Origin of the sequence: Trichocoleus sp. ST-U1 (assembly GCF_039961835.1) — a bacterium.
Lineage (GTDB): Bacteria > Cyanobacteriota > Cyanobacteriia > Cyanobacteriales > FACHB-T130 > FACHB-T130.
Genome location: NZ_JAMPJZ010000116.1, coordinates 1 through 12,940, shown reverse-complemented (window position 1 = coordinate 12,940; position 12,940 = coordinate 1). Strand labels below are relative to the sequence as shown.

At 46.4% G+C, this 12,940-nt stretch carries 11 protein-coding genes; 6 read left to right on the top strand and 5 right to left on the bottom strand.

Translation table 11 applies throughout. The features are described from left to right. The first annotated feature begins 497 nt into the window (after window positions 1–497). The 3 genes from NDA06_RS24525 to NDA06_RS24515 all read left to right on the top strand — a co-directional run bounded on the left by NDA06_RS24525 (window position 498) and on the right by NDA06_RS24515 (window position 4,208). Window positions 498–1,484, top strand: a complete 987-nt coding sequence (locus tag NDA06_RS24525) for a threo-3-hydroxy-L-aspartate ammonia-lyase (RefSeq protein ID WP_348251894.1) — start codon at window positions 498–500, stop codon at window positions 1,482–1,484. A gap of 70 nt (window positions 1,485–1,554) precedes the next feature. Then, complete coding sequence (locus NDA06_RS24520) at window positions 1,555–2,100, top strand: hypothetical protein (RefSeq protein ID WP_190985683.1); 546 nt, start codon at window positions 1,555–1,557, stop codon at window positions 2,098–2,100. An 89-nt stretch (window positions 2,101–2,189) separates the two neighbouring features. Next, entirely contained in the window at window positions 2,190–4,208 is a 2,019-nt protein-coding gene (locus NDA06_RS24515) for a family 10 glycosylhydrolase (protein ID WP_190985684.1), read from the top strand. A gap of 156 nt (window positions 4,209–4,364) precedes the next feature. On the opposite strand, the gene NDA06_RS24510 is transcribed toward NDA06_RS24515, so the two are convergent. From NDA06_RS24510 to NDA06_RS24500, 3 genes are all read right to left on the bottom strand, one after another. Continuing rightward, the gene (locus NDA06_RS24510; protein WP_190411538.1) at window positions 4,365–4,625 is read right to left on the bottom strand and encodes a hypothetical protein; all 261 of its coding nucleotides are present in this window, start codon (window positions 4,623–4,625) and stop codon (window positions 4,365–4,367) included. Then, window positions 4,615–5,091 carry an SRPBCC family protein gene (locus NDA06_RS24505; RefSeq protein WP_190985685.1) on the bottom strand — a complete coding sequence of 159 codons (477 nt, stop codon included), beginning with the start codon at window positions 5,089–5,091 and terminating at the stop codon, window positions 4,615–4,617. Before NDA06_RS24505 ends, NDA06_RS24510 begins: the two co-directional genes overlap by 11 nt. 277 nt (window positions 5,092–5,368) lie before the next feature. Next, a complete protein-coding gene (locus NDA06_RS24500; protein WP_190985686.1) occupies window positions 5,369–6,034 on the bottom strand; it encodes a ferritin-like domain-containing protein in 666 nt (221 codons plus the stop codon). A gap of 454 nt (window positions 6,035–6,488) precedes the next feature. Between NDA06_RS24500 and NDA06_RS24495 the strand changes: the two genes are divergently transcribed. Further along, window positions 6,489–7,403, top strand: coding sequence for a histone deacetylase (locus tag NDA06_RS24495; protein WP_190985687.1), 915 nt, complete (start codon window positions 6,489–6,491; stop codon window positions 7,401–7,403). Window positions 7,404–7,422: 19 nt separating this feature from the next. Here the strand turns inward: NDA06_RS24495 and NDA06_RS24490 are convergent, their stop codons facing one another. Together NDA06_RS24490 and NDA06_RS24485 are read right to left on the bottom strand one after the other, a co-directional pair. Continuing rightward, window positions 7,423–8,865: a bifunctional orotidine-5'-phosphate decarboxylase/orotate phosphoribosyltransferase gene (locus NDA06_RS24490; protein WP_190985688.1), complete on the bottom strand. Its 1,443-nt coding sequence runs from the start codon at window positions 8,863–8,865 to the stop codon at window positions 7,423–7,425. Window positions 8,866–8,936: 71 nt separating this feature from the next. Beyond that, on the bottom strand, window positions 8,937–10,808 hold the full coding sequence (locus NDA06_RS24485) for a tetratricopeptide repeat protein (RefSeq protein WP_190985689.1): 1,872 nt from the start codon (window positions 10,806–10,808) through the stop codon (window positions 8,937–8,939). A 194-nt stretch (window positions 10,809–11,002) separates the two neighbouring features. Between NDA06_RS24485 and NDA06_RS24480 the strand changes: the two genes are divergently transcribed. Both NDA06_RS24480 and NDA06_RS24475 read left to right on the top strand, forming a co-directional pair. Next, a complete protein-coding gene (locus tag NDA06_RS24480) occupies window positions 11,003–11,884 on the top strand; it encodes an alpha/beta hydrolase (RefSeq protein ID WP_190675001.1) in 882 nt (293 codons plus the stop codon). Window positions 11,885–11,967: 83 nt separating this feature from the next. Then, window positions 11,968–12,822, top strand: coding sequence for a rhodanese-like domain-containing protein (locus NDA06_RS24475; protein WP_190985690.1), 855 nt, complete (start codon window positions 11,968–11,970; stop codon window positions 12,820–12,822). The last annotated feature ends 118 nt before the right edge of the window (window positions 12,823–12,940 follow it).

Here is a 12,940-nt window from a genome sequence, read left to right as displayed (position 1 = left end):
TTCAAGTAACCAAAAGGGAATAATTGATTTAGAGAATTAAGCGATAAATCATCTAAAAAAAACTTATATAACTCTTTGCTATCATAGGTTTTTATGCCTAGAGCAGTTGTCATCAAGAATTCATATGGTATTGATAGATAAATGTCTATAGGTAAAAATATTTTTTAACAAATAAGTTTTTTGATTTTTAAGTGTATTTTAGAAATTACCATCAAGGCTTTATGTGGCATCTATAGATAAACATCTATAAGCAATTCTACTTAGGCTACTATAACAGTTCTATTTGAGTTGTAGGCAAGATATCCAATTTCGAGAGAGAAATTGGATATCTTGCCTTCACGAATCAAAGAGAACGCTCCAGAGACACAAGGGAGAGAGTTTTACAATCCATTTAGGATTGGTATCGGTGGGATGCAAGGATGTTGGATGATGCAAAGTGTTTATCGAATCCAATGAAGACTGTCCTGAAGCATCTTTACAGGCGATAGGATTTTGTTATGGCAGAACACAACCCGTCTGCGATTCATTTCACTGCCCTACCTGTTACGAGCGCCGATGTGGAAGCTGCGGCGGTGCGGTTGGCTGGAATTGCCCGTTGCACGCCGGTTGTGACCTCCAGAACGGTCAACGAGCGCACTAATGCTCAAGTATTCTTGAAGTGCGAAAACTTTCAACGCACGGGTTCGTTTAAGTTTCGGGGTGCTTACAATGCACTGGCACAGCTATCTGAGGAACAAGCATCACGCGGGGTTCTGACGTATTCATCAGGGAATCATGCTCAAGCGATCGCACTCTCCGGACAATTGCTGGGAATCCACACCACGATTATCATGCCGGATGATGCCCCAGTCGTGAAGCAAGCGGCAACTCGCGGTTATGGTGCTGAGGTAATTTTGTACAATCGTCAGGAAACCACGCGGGAAGCTTTGGCGCAAAGTCTGGTAGATCGGCGCGGTTTAACTTTAATTCCCCCTTACGATCATCCTCATGTCATCGCCGGACAAGGTACATCTGCTTTAGAACTCTTTCAAGAAGTCGGTTCCCTCAATTTACTTCTCGTTTGCTGCGGAGGCGGTGGTTTACTATCAGGATGCGCCCTCGCTGCCAAAACCCTTTCACCGAATTGCCGAGTGATTGGGGTAGAACCAGAACGCGCCGACGATGCGACACGCTCTTTTCACAGTAAAACGCTGCATACTACGAACAATCCTGACACGATTGCTGATGGGGCACGCACTCCTTGCCTGGGAAACATTACCTTCCCACTCGTATTGCACTACGTCGATGATATGGTGACGGTATCGGAAGAAGCCATCCGCACCACGATGTTTTTCTTGTGGGAACGTCTGAAAATCGTAGTGGAACCGACGGGTGCCTTAGCCGCCGCCGCTTTGCTGTCGGGAGTGGTGAAAGAACCTGGTGCCCGAATTGGTGTGATTATCAGCGGGGGGAATGTAGATATTCGGCAAATCTGTAAATTGTGAATGCGATCGCTTAACCTGGTACAACTCTAAATTGGCTATCATCGCATGAGAACGATTTTCAGGCACAATCATGAGTGGATCTGCGTTTACAGTTCCAGAAAAAGTAAGCTTTGAGAGTGCGATCGCGCTGACTCAATCTTTGCTTTCCCAGATGCAAGCGGGGGAATTATCCGAAGCAGAAATAGAAACAGCCATTGCAGAATTAGTGAAAACTGAAAATGGTACGAGAGGCTTTTTCGTCACCTACCTGACATCAGAGGGGACAATCGCAGATAATCCCTCTGCTGCTGTTATACGGGCATTGCAGGCAAATCCAGACACCGTTTCCGAATTATTAGTCAAAAATGTAGCCATGTCTGCGGTGATGGCAGTTGCCCATCATCGCAATGGTAACGAAGAGATGGCGCAATCATCCCAAAGAGTGCGATCGCGTACCACTCGAATTATCGAACAGGTGGAACTTCCTTCTGTCTACGAAGTGTCTCAAAAGTTATTGGAAAGTGCCGTTACTGGCGAAGGTAGCTACAAAGCATTTTTAGAACGCCGCGGTTACGATTCCGAACAACGACAGGTGCTCTCTGAAGCATTAGAACAACTTATCAAGCGTAATGGTTAATCGTCAGTAGTCCTTAATCCTTGGTTTGTTGCTAGTGACCAATTACCAATCACCAATTACCAATTACCAATTACCAATTACCAACAACTATGGTAAATTCCCCTACTCAGTTTTCTGATATTCAAACTCATTGGGCACGCTTATTCATTCAAGCTTTAGCCCAGCGTCGCATTATTAACGGATTTCCAGATGGGACTTTTCGCCCAAATCAATCCATCACCCGCACTGAATTTGCAGCCCTAATTGCCACAGCATTTTCCAGACCTGTAAAACGACAGTATGTCCCCTTTATTGATGTTCCTTCTACTTTCTGGGCGGCGAGTGCGATTAAAAAAGCTTACGAAACACTATTTATTAGTGGTTTTCCCGATAACAGCTTCCGTCCAGCAGAGAGGATTACCCGAACGCAAGTTTTGGTTTCTCTAGTCAGCGGCTTGCAAATTGCTGCAAACGTAAAATCTGATTTAAAAACGGCACTTCCACAGATATATCAAGATGCCACTGGAATTCCTAGCTATGCCACCGACGACATCGCAGTCGCGACGAAAGCAGGGCTGGTAGCGAACTACCCGAATGTAAAATTATTCAATCCCAATCTGGCAGCGACTCGTGGCGATGTTGCGGCTTTTATTTATCAAGCTTTAGTGTATCTCGACGAAGCTTCTCGGATTGAATCTCCCTACCTCGTAGTGCCTCCAAAAACCATTCCACCTAGTCAGACTCCAACCGTCAAAGTCAGCCATCAACGGGAGTTTCGGGGTGCGTGGGTGACAACGGTGTGGAACAGTGATTGGCCTTCCAAACCGGGACTAACGGCTGCACAACAGCAAGCCGAACTTATCGGTATCCTTGACCGGATGCAAGCGATGAAAATGAATGCGCTGGTCTTGCAGGTACGACCGGAAGGGGATGCCTTTTATGCTTCGCAATTAGAACCTTGGAGTTATTGGCTGACAGGAATCCAGGGAAAAGCACCAGAGCCATTTTACGATCCGCTGGAGTATGCGATCGCCCAATGCCACAAGCGCAATATTGAACTTCATGCTTGGTTCAACCCTTACCGCGCCAGAGTCTCTATTAACAACTCCTCACCAGCCCGTCCTCACATCGCCGTCACTAACCCCGAAGCAGTTTATGTATGGGGTAATCAGATGTGGATGGACCCCGGATTGAAAGTGGTTCAGGACAGGGCATACAATGTCATTCTCGATGTGGTGCGTCGCTATGACGTAGATGGCATCCATTTGGATGACTATTTCTATCCCTATCCCATCGAAGGCAAATCTTTTCCCGACAATAAAACCTACGCCGCTTATACGGCGGCTGGCGGGAAACTTTCTTTAGGTGAGTGGCGGCGGGACAATGTAAATCAAATGGTTCAGCGCCTATCGCGGGGAATTCAGGCAACCAAGCCACACCTCAAGTTTGGCATTAGTCCTTTTGGCATTTATCGTCCCGGACAACCATCTCAAATTCGGGGACTAGATGCCTACAGCGTACTTTATGCCGATTCCAAAAAATGGCTAGAGCAAGGCTGGGTTGATTATCTCGCCCCGCAACTCTACTGGCGCATCGACCAAACTGCACAAAGTTACCCCGTGTTGCTGAAGTGGTGGACGGAGAATAACCCCAGAGATCGACATATTTACGCCGGTAATAATTTGGGACAGTTGGATGGCAAGGCTTGGACGCTTGCGGAGATAGAAAAGCAAGTTGACATTACTCGCAACTTGAGCGGGAATTTGTCTTTAGGGAATATCTTCTTCAGTATGGAAGCCTTCGTTGAAAATCGTCAGGGCATCTATGAAAAATTCAAAACCTCGACTTATACCAAACCCGCACTAGCACCCGCGATGTCGTGGCGAAATACGACACCACCCCCACCCCCAACTGCACTGGGGTTGAGAAATGGCAAGCTGACATGGAATCTTGCTAGCACTCCCGATATTCGTTCTTGGACGCTTTATAAGCAAACTGGTACAACTTGGACGCTGCAAAGAATCCTTTCAAGAGAGACAACGTTTGCAACAGTTGAGCCGGGAACTTATGCTGTGTGCGCGGTAGATAAGATGGCAAATGAAAGTGGGGGAGTCGTCGTCACCGTCTAACTTGTCACCGTCTAGGTATCCGTGGAAAGCACTTTTTTGAACCATAAAGACACTAAGGGAAATAACAGGGAAGTAACTTTGTGTTTCCTTAGTGCCTTTGTGGTTAATCCGGGGTGTTTTAAACCACCCAACTCAATAAGTTTGTGTTTCCAGTCCTTATAAGTCTAAAGACTCGGTTTTAGAGTTCAGGCGCTTGGAGATTTGGCTAATTATCCCACTCAAAATTGCCCCTCCCATGAGAACTCCAAGCGCTGGGGTAAACAAGGGTTGCCAGAGTTTGTACCACAAATCGAGACCGAGGGGAATGCCGACCGAGTGACCGACAACAGCGATCGCTAGCCACCCAAAACTGAGCAAAACTAGGAACACATCCGCGACTAAAATCAGATTGAGCCAATTGAGGAGTTTATCTTTCATCAGAGTTCTTCAAATTTGTCCGAAAATTTTCGTTTAACAACGTTTGTTTGAGGTTGTTCATCCGTATCTGAAACATTGTCTCTAAACCCCAGCGGATTGCGGTACTGTCCAGAAACGGGTTCAGTTCAAAATTAATGACATCAACTAGGCGTGTCTCTGTGTCAGAAATGGGAATGAACTGATGGATATGTTCCCAGAATTGGAATGGGCCGCGCAATTGTTTATCAATAAATCTTCTCGGAGGTTCCCAGCGAGTAATTTGCACTTGCCAGTCGATTCCTATCTGCTCGAAAAGTTCTACCCGGATTGTAAAGCGCGTCCCTAAACCACAAATAATGTTTGAATCCAATACCCTGACGACTGGAAACGGTAGAGAGATGCGTTCTAGCAGATGTACATCCTCGTGAGCTTCCCAGACGGTTTCGATGGGGAGGGAGACGGTTTCGCTAACCTCAAAGTGTTCCAATTCTCTTCACCACCCAAGTCATTTGCTCGTTGGTAAATTTTTTTTTGCAATTGACGCTTCGGAATCTGCTTGCTTTGAAATTTTATCAATTACAAGACATTTTTGATGATTTTTACTAGAAAATTAAAATTAAAGAGATTTTTTTAAGGGTTTATATTACTCTGGGAATTTCTTAAGTTGAATATCGAATCGCTTCCTATACAGCCTGAGTGCGGATTGTGGAATCGCACTCAGGCTAACAGATGAAGCCTACAGACTTCATGAGGCTACGGTTGGATTAGACTTTCAGCACCCAGTCTTTGCGAGTATCAGCACTGACGAAGGATGCGGGAACGATTTCGATATCAACGCCGAGTGACTTGAAAGCGGCGCGAATTGCCGTTGCGTGGGCAGATTCATCGGAACCAATGCTTGCGCCTGCGGTAATCAAGGCTGGGGTTTTGAGCTTCGCAATTTCTCTGGTATAAGCGATCGCTGCGTCAGTCTCCAGAGCAAGTGCTAGCTTGGCAATATTCACATCTGAGTCGATGTTGCCTTCTCCTGCCTTAATATAGGACGAGAGATCGTAGCTAGATTTTGCCGTCACCGGGGTAGCACCCAAACTTTTCACCACCGATGCCAGAGTATCCCGATGCGTCTTGTGATCGGCTTGGTTGCGGAGTGCCAACGCCAAAACAGCTTTGCCTACATCGGTGTCACTCAGCTTTGTTGCCGCAAAACCATACGCCCAAATCGCTTGATGCTCGAAAAACAAAGCTTTATTGAGGATGGCAGCATCATTTCTTTTATCCTCTCTAGAGGCAGCACTGGCACGGTCAGCGATCGCGGTCAACCCCAAGGCACTCGCTACGCCAGTCACAGCCCCAGTCAGCATAATCCCACGCCGTGAGAATGTTTTGCTGGGACGCAAGAATCTTTTGGCGAAGGTGGTTTCCCTCTCCATGTTGGTGTCTCCTCTTTCATAAATCAGTAACTTACAGTTAATACGCGCACCTCATCTGGTTGGATTTCAGTAGGATTACGGCTGAGGAAATTATTTACAGGACTTACACACTGAAAGCTTGAAACCTAGATCCCCACTCACCCCCAATTTATCGGGGAGTTAATGGGAACTCTGCGTCAGTCCTAACTGAAAAGCTTTCAAAATTTGAGAAGGGACTAATTCTTCTGGAAAGTTGTTCGATGTGCATACCGGAAGAAAGGTGGAGTACAAGTCAAACGAGAAAGTTTGGGAGACGGTGAGCTTGACTGAGCCTCAACACCGGGTATAACCAGTCGTGTATAACAAGTAGTGGGATTGCTAATCAGCTACTCTCTCATAGATTTCGTATGCAGGCGGTCGTTCAACCCCAACCTGAAGGGTCTAGCGGTAATTTCAAAATTGTGGAAACAACTGAATGATTACCATCTTCTATTCAGATAAATTTCTTCAGCATGAAACAGGATATATGCATCCTGAACAGCCAGAGCGACTCACTGCTATTGTCGATAAATTGCGAAGCTCAACGATAGCCGATCAAATCCGATGGCTGAGTCCTTCTAACTCAAGAAATGTTATCACAGCGGTCGAACAAATTCATTCCTCTGATTACATTCAGGAAGTTCGTACTTATTCTGAGCGGGGTTGGGGGTGTTTTGAATCAACTCAAATCTCGCCGAAAAGCTTTGAGGTTGCTTGCCTTGCAGTCAGTGCTTGGTTAGATGGTATTGATGTGGTTTCGCAGTTAAAACGACCAGCTTTTGTTCTGGCAAGACCACCTGGACATCATGCCCTCAAAGATGAAGGAATGGGTTTTTGTATTTTCTGCAATGCAGCGATCGCTGCCATTTACGCTCAATCCATAGGAATTCAGCGAGTTGGAATTCTTGATTGGGATGTACATCATGGGAATGGAACCCAAACAGCCGTAGAAAATATCCCTAACATGGCTTTCTGTTCCATTCATCAATCCCCTGGCTATCCCCGTACTGGAAAGCCTGATGAACGGGGTAAGTATAACAATGTGTTGAATCTTCCGATTGCTCCAGGCAGTAATATACAGGATTACTGTAAGTTATTCGAGGAGAGCGTCATTCCCTTTTTTAAAGATTTTTGTCCGGATATCTTAATCATCAGTGCTGGGTATGATGCGAATCAAACAGACTTACTTTCTAAAATCAATTTACAGCCCCAAGATTACAGCATCATCACTGATTATTGTTTAGAGATTACACCCAAAATATTATTTGGTTTAGAAGGCGGCTATGAATTGGAGAGCCTTTCTTCATCAGTACTTGAGACTGTTAAACGATGCGTAGACGCATTTGTATGATGACCTCCAATGGGCGAGGCTAATGGCTCAAAGCTTGGAATTGCTCGGAATTGATGCGCCCCGATTCGTACAGCGTTTCGGCAACTTCCCCCATTCTCAGGACAGAATGACCCCGATAGCCGTTTTCCTGAAGCCGATCTTTGACTCCTTTTTCATGGTCGATCAACACCACGATATCTTCGACATTTAATCCAGCATCTTTGAGTTTCGTTGCCCCCTTCATAGCGCTATTGCCGCTGATAAGAATATCATCGACAACGACAATGGTTTCTCCCGGCTGGAAATGACCCTCGATGACTCGTTGGGTGCCGTGAGATTTTACCTCCTTGCGCGGGAAAATCATCGGACGGTCTAGGCGCAGCGCTAACCCTGTAGCCGTGGGTAAGGAACCGTAAGGAATTCCGGCAATTCGGTCAAAGTGCAAATTTTTGAGAATCTCGGCGTAAGCACTCAAGATTTGATGGAAGATTTGCGGTTGGGAGATGATGACGCGCAGGTCGATGTAGTAGGGGAAAATGGCTCCAGAGGCTTGCACGCGATCGCCAAACATAATGCAACCCAGGTCGTAAAGTTGCAAAATCAAATCTCGGTTGGGAGAATGTTGCAAGAAGCAGACATCCGGAAGCCACAAGTCACAGGTGGGGCTTTCCTGGACAATTCTGAGCCGTTCTTCATTAACACTGTCGCGTAAGGCTTGGACAGCCTCAGCGGGGTGTTCGGCAGTGAATAAATCTAGAGGAACTGGCAGGAGTAGCCCTTCTCCATAGGTGTTTAAGCCAGCCTCTAGCATTTCAGTTAAGTTTTGGTCTTCTGACCATCCCTGCACGAATATGAGGCGTTCTGGTGCGATATTGCGGATGCGAGTCAGAATTTCTGGCATTGCAGCGCCCACTTCCAGCCCTAGTTGTTCTTGGGTGCCCCAAGTTTGCGCTTCTTTTATCAAATGGATGTAAAAGGGTAGCCCGGTGTCTGGATATTCTTGCAACACGGCGGCTGATGGGTTGTCAGTGGTACAGACCACAAAGACGGCTTTGCCAGGATAGACCAAAAAGGGAGCCGCTAAGTCAAGTCCTGGGTAAGGATTCAAGGTGACAGCATCCACTTTCCAGTCTTCAAAGACGGTTTGGGCAAACAGGGTGCTGGTGTTGAGGTCGCTGTGCTTGGCGTCTAAAATTACTGGAATGTCGGCGGGGATAGCTGCTAGGGTTTGCTGAAGGAGTTCTAAACCTGTTGCCCCCAGTGCTTGATAAAAGCCAAGCGTGAGTTTGTAGGCGCAGACTAAATGGGCGGTTTGAGCGATCGCAAATTGTAGGCGATCGCTGAAAAGATTTCGATCGACCGAAGAGAGAATGGCGCTAGCCCCATCGCGCTTGGCGAGATTCTCGATGTCTGGGTTGAGTCCTGCGTACAGTAAGCTTTGATTGCGCTCGATTGCTTTAAGTAGCTTATCGAAGAAGTTCATAGGTGTTTTTTTTAACGCAAAGATACGCAAAGGTTAGCGCAGAGGTACGCAAAGGAAGACGGGGGAGATGGTTACATGGATTGTTTGTATTGTTCTAAAATTTGGGGAATATAATCGTAGCCATCGACGCCGATGAGAGCGATGATTTGTGGGCGCGATTGTTGCAATTTTTTCTGGAACGCTTCTGCTCCCATTTGTCCTTGCAAGATGGTGAGTAACCCAGCGGTTTTCCGCCACTCTTCAGCAGCAATTTGCTCTAGGAGATACATTCCCAGGCTACCTGTAAGGATTGTTTTATCGATGTTTTGCAGACTATAGTGAGCTTCGGATAAGTAAGCTAAGTTTCGTCCTTGCAGGTATAAATCGCCGGAAAATTGAGCGGCTTGTAAGCCAGATTCTAGGTATTTAATTGCTTCTTGGGGTTGTTCTACTATCAACAAGGCAATTCCCAAGCTGCTGCAACAAAGGGCTTTACTTTGACCATCCCCTACTCGTTCTGATAATTGCAATCCTTGTTGTAAATAGTTGATGGCTGTCTCGTAAATTTCCGGTTCTATTTGTTCTAATTGTTGAGCTTGGAAGACTTCACTGTAGCCGAGATTGGCGAGGGCATTGGCTTCCCCTAATCTATCTCCCGTCTGACGAGAGAGAATTAATGCTCGTTGGCTATAGCTGATGGCTTCGGCATAGTTTTTTTGCGCGACGCAGGTGCGGCTGAGGTGGTTGAAATTGGCAATTTCACAAGGTCGATCGCCTGCATTTCTGGCGATTTCTAAGGCTTGCTCGTGAAATGCGATCGCGTCTGCATATCGACCTTGCGCCCGCTGGGAATAACCCATTAATGTCAAAATCCGAGCTTTTTCTTGCGTGCCTTCCACTTGTCGCAGCGGTGCATCTAGGTAGTCAAGGGTCGTGCGGAGATATGCGCCGGAAAATGAGGCAAAAATGCCACCGTAGAGGGGGAAGTATTGCCGCTGGGAAAAGGTTCTGAGGATTTGTAGGGTAATTTGAAAACAGCCATTCACTAAGCGATCGCGCGAAGTAGAATTGAGAATTGTCGCCTGATTCAAGCCATTCGCTAACTGCGACCAAATCACGGCAAAAGTCAGAAAAGTGGAAATCGACAGCTTCGCGCCCACTTTGGAGTCGTAAACCAGTTTGTCAAACCAGTTCACTAACCCCCGCTGCAAGTATTGCAAAATTACTGCTAACTCAACGAAGGAAATCAAGTCAGGCGGTTGTTTTGCGACCAATTCGGTTACTGATTCGTTGAGGGCAAGCGCGTGGAATAATGCCTGAGGATAAGGGCTATTGACTTGTTTTTCCCAAACTCCCCAAGGGCCACTTTGCGCCGGTGTGCCTTCAAATCCTAAGGAGCGATTTTGGTCGTAGATCCAGCTTACTAGGTGCCCTTCCAGACGTTGCCAAGATTCCAAGCCACGGGTAAGACCTTCAGCAAGTTGCTGCACATCTCGATCTTGTTCGGGATGGGTAATTTCTGGCGCTTGTTGCTTCAGTGCAGATGCCAACTGCGGTAAGTTCAAAGCTTGCGCTAAATTAGGGTCGATAACCCGTAATAAAGCTGCTAGCTTGTCGTCTGATGGGGAAGCGATAATTTGTTGAACAGCTGTCGCGATCGCATCCGTCGCCCGATTTTTTTCCTGCGCCCGTTCCCATTCTCCCCGAATCGTCTGCATCGCCCGCAAGGTACGAGTCGCCTTTGCAAGCTTCATTTCATCCTTTTGCGTGTCCACCTGTTGCTGGGTGGCACTCAAAGTTTCTTCCAAAACTCGCTCGAAAATTTCGCCCGTACCCGGAGTCACATCCTTGACGAGCATTTTGTACACCTGTTCTTTCGAGCGAATCTGCCCTTTGAGGGTGGTTTGTACAATTTGGTCGATTAATTGTAGATAGCGATCGCGCAAAGGCAGAGAGTCTGTCATGGGGAGTGGTTGAGTGGAATTGTAGGCAATACTGTTCGGTTCGCTTCTCCCCTGTTTTGCTCCCGCTTCCCTTGCAGGGAGAGGGGTTAAGCTTTTCTTTTTTAAGAGAGAAGAAAATAACTTATTTACTTTGCAGTGTACTGAATAAGTTACTGAGTTCGCATACTACAAAGTGTGGAGAAACACTAACGCTGATGTTTGCCGATTTTTTACCCTCCCAAGTTCAGCAGTTGCGCGAGTCCGCATCCATCGCCCTTGCCCAAAAAATTGAACGTCAGGCGATTAAAACTCCTCTCTCGCCACAACCGATAGCTACAGCTTACGTCCATCAGGGGAACGGTGGCACCCCAATTCTATTACTACCCGGTTTTGATAGTTCGGTGCTGGAGTTTCGCTGCTTGCTACCACTACTCGCCGCCCAAAATGAAACGTGGACGGTAGATTTGTTGGGATTTGGCTTTACAGATCGAGTGCAGGGAATTTTGTATAACCCCGACGCCATCAAGACGCACCTGTATTACTTCTGGAAAACTTACATCCAAGTGCCAGTCATGTTGGTAGGCGCTTCGATGGGAGGTGCAGCGGCAATTGACTTCACCCTCACTTACCCGCACGCTGTCAAAAAGCTGGTGTTAATTGACAGTGTAGGTTTCAGCGGTAGCTTCCCGCTTGCCTCCTATCTCTTTCCTCCCTTAGATTTTCTGGCAGTCGAATATTGGCGTCAGCGCAAACTCCAAGCGCTGTTATGGGGCAGCACTTTTGGCAACTTGGAACCGACTGCTATTGAGGCGATTCGGTGTGCGGCGCTGCACATGGAAATGCCCGGTTGGCACGAAGCAATCATCGCGTTTATGAAAAGTGGTGGTTACTGGAATTTGGCAGATAGAATTCCTCAAATCGATAAGCGGACGCTGATTCTGTGGGGAGAGGCGGATGATATGTTGGGTACGGACGATGCCGAGAGGTTTAAGAGAGCGATCGCTCATTCTCAACTCATTTGGATCGCCAATTGCGGGCACGTTCCTCAATTTGAACAGCCAGAGATTACCGCTAAGCATATTTTGGCTTTTAGGTAATTGTAGGATTTATTGTTAACGCAAAGGTACGCAAAGGTTAGCGCAAAGGTACGCAAAGGAGTTTTCAGGGTAGCGTTAAAGTTATGAATCAGGATTCTCTTGCCCATCGATGGGTAGTCAGTGCAGAAGAAGCGAAGGAATTGATTAAGCTGGATGCGACACTTCTGGATGTTCGCAATTCAATTTCCTGGTTGCTTGGGCATATTTCTGGTGCTGTTCATGTCACTTGGCAGCAATTCTCTCAACAACAATCTCCGAATAAGGGAAAGTTGATTGAGAATACAGAAATTTTGCAAGAAAAACTTCGCGCTGTCGGCATTTGTAACAATCAACCTGTCGTTGTCCTTGGCAATCCAGCGCACAATTTTGGTGAAGAAGGGCGCATTGTTTGGATGTTACGCACGCTAGGACATTCACAAGCAGTCTTTGTCGATGGGGGACATTCAGCACTTGTTAAAGCAGGTGTCCCGATTGTTTGGGGAGTGACTCAACCCAAACCTGGTGATTTTCTTGTACAGCGAACTTCCTTATGGGAAATTCAGCGCGATGAACTCAAAGCCAATCTTTCCGCTAAAGAGATATCCCAAGATTTGATTGTCATTGATACCCGCGAAGCGAGGGAATATGCAGGAACTCCCGCTTACGGCGAACATCGGGGAGGACATCTCCCTGGTGCGGTGCATTTCTACTTCCAAGATTTGAAAGATGCCAAGGGGAACTTGCTGCCTCGTGACCAGATTATTGATAAGTTGGAAAGATTAGGAATTCAGCATCATACTCCCATTATTACTTATTGTACAGGCGGCATCCGCTCAGCTTTCTTCACGGCTGTACTTGTTGATTTAGGATTTAATCATGTAAAAAACTATGCAGGTTCAATGTGGGAATGGTCAGCTTCGCCAGAAAATTATTATCCTCTAGAATCTGAACCAAAGTAGGAAAATAAATTAAACAAAATCAGTAACTATTTTACAAATGATCAAAGTTCTTTTAATTACCCATAAATTCAATAATAAACAGCAATTATTTAGGCAATTTTATTGCTTTACCAATATA

Coding starts and splice junctions, on each gene's coding strand:
- NDA06_RS24500 (WP_190985686.1), bottom strand. CDS start 6,034: ATGGAGAGGGAAACCACCTTCGCCAAAAGATTCTTGCGTCCCAGCAAA.
- NDA06_RS24495 (WP_190985687.1), top strand. CDS start 6,489: ATGATTACCATCTTCTATTCAGATAAATTTCTTCAGCATGAAACAGGA.
- NDA06_RS24490 (WP_190985688.1), bottom strand. CDS start 8,865: ATGAACTTCTTCGATAAGCTACTTAAAGCAATCGAGCGCAATCAAAGC.
- NDA06_RS24475 (WP_190985690.1), top strand. CDS start 11,968: ATGAATCAGGATTCTCTTGCCCATCGATGGGTAGTCAGTGCAGAAGAA.
- NDA06_RS24515 (WP_190985684.1), top strand. CDS start 2,190: ATGGTAAATTCCCCTACTCAGTTTTCTGATATTCAAACTCATTGGGCA.
- NDA06_RS24525 (WP_348251894.1), top strand. CDS start 498: ATGGCAGAACACAACCCGTCTGCGATTCATTTCACTGCCCTACCTGTT.
- NDA06_RS24480 (WP_190675001.1), top strand. CDS start 11,003: ATGTTTGCCGATTTTTTACCCTCCCAAGTTCAGCAGTTGCGCGAGTCC.
- NDA06_RS24520 (WP_190985683.1), top strand. CDS start 1,555: ATGAGTGGATCTGCGTTTACAGTTCCAGAAAAAGTAAGCTTTGAGAGT.
- NDA06_RS24485 (WP_190985689.1), bottom strand. CDS start 10,808: ATGACAGACTCTCTGCCTTTGCGCGATCGCTATCTACAATTAATCGAC.
- NDA06_RS24510 (WP_190411538.1), bottom strand. CDS start 4,625: ATGAAAGATAAACTCCTCAATTGGCTCAATCTGATTTTAGTCGCGGAT.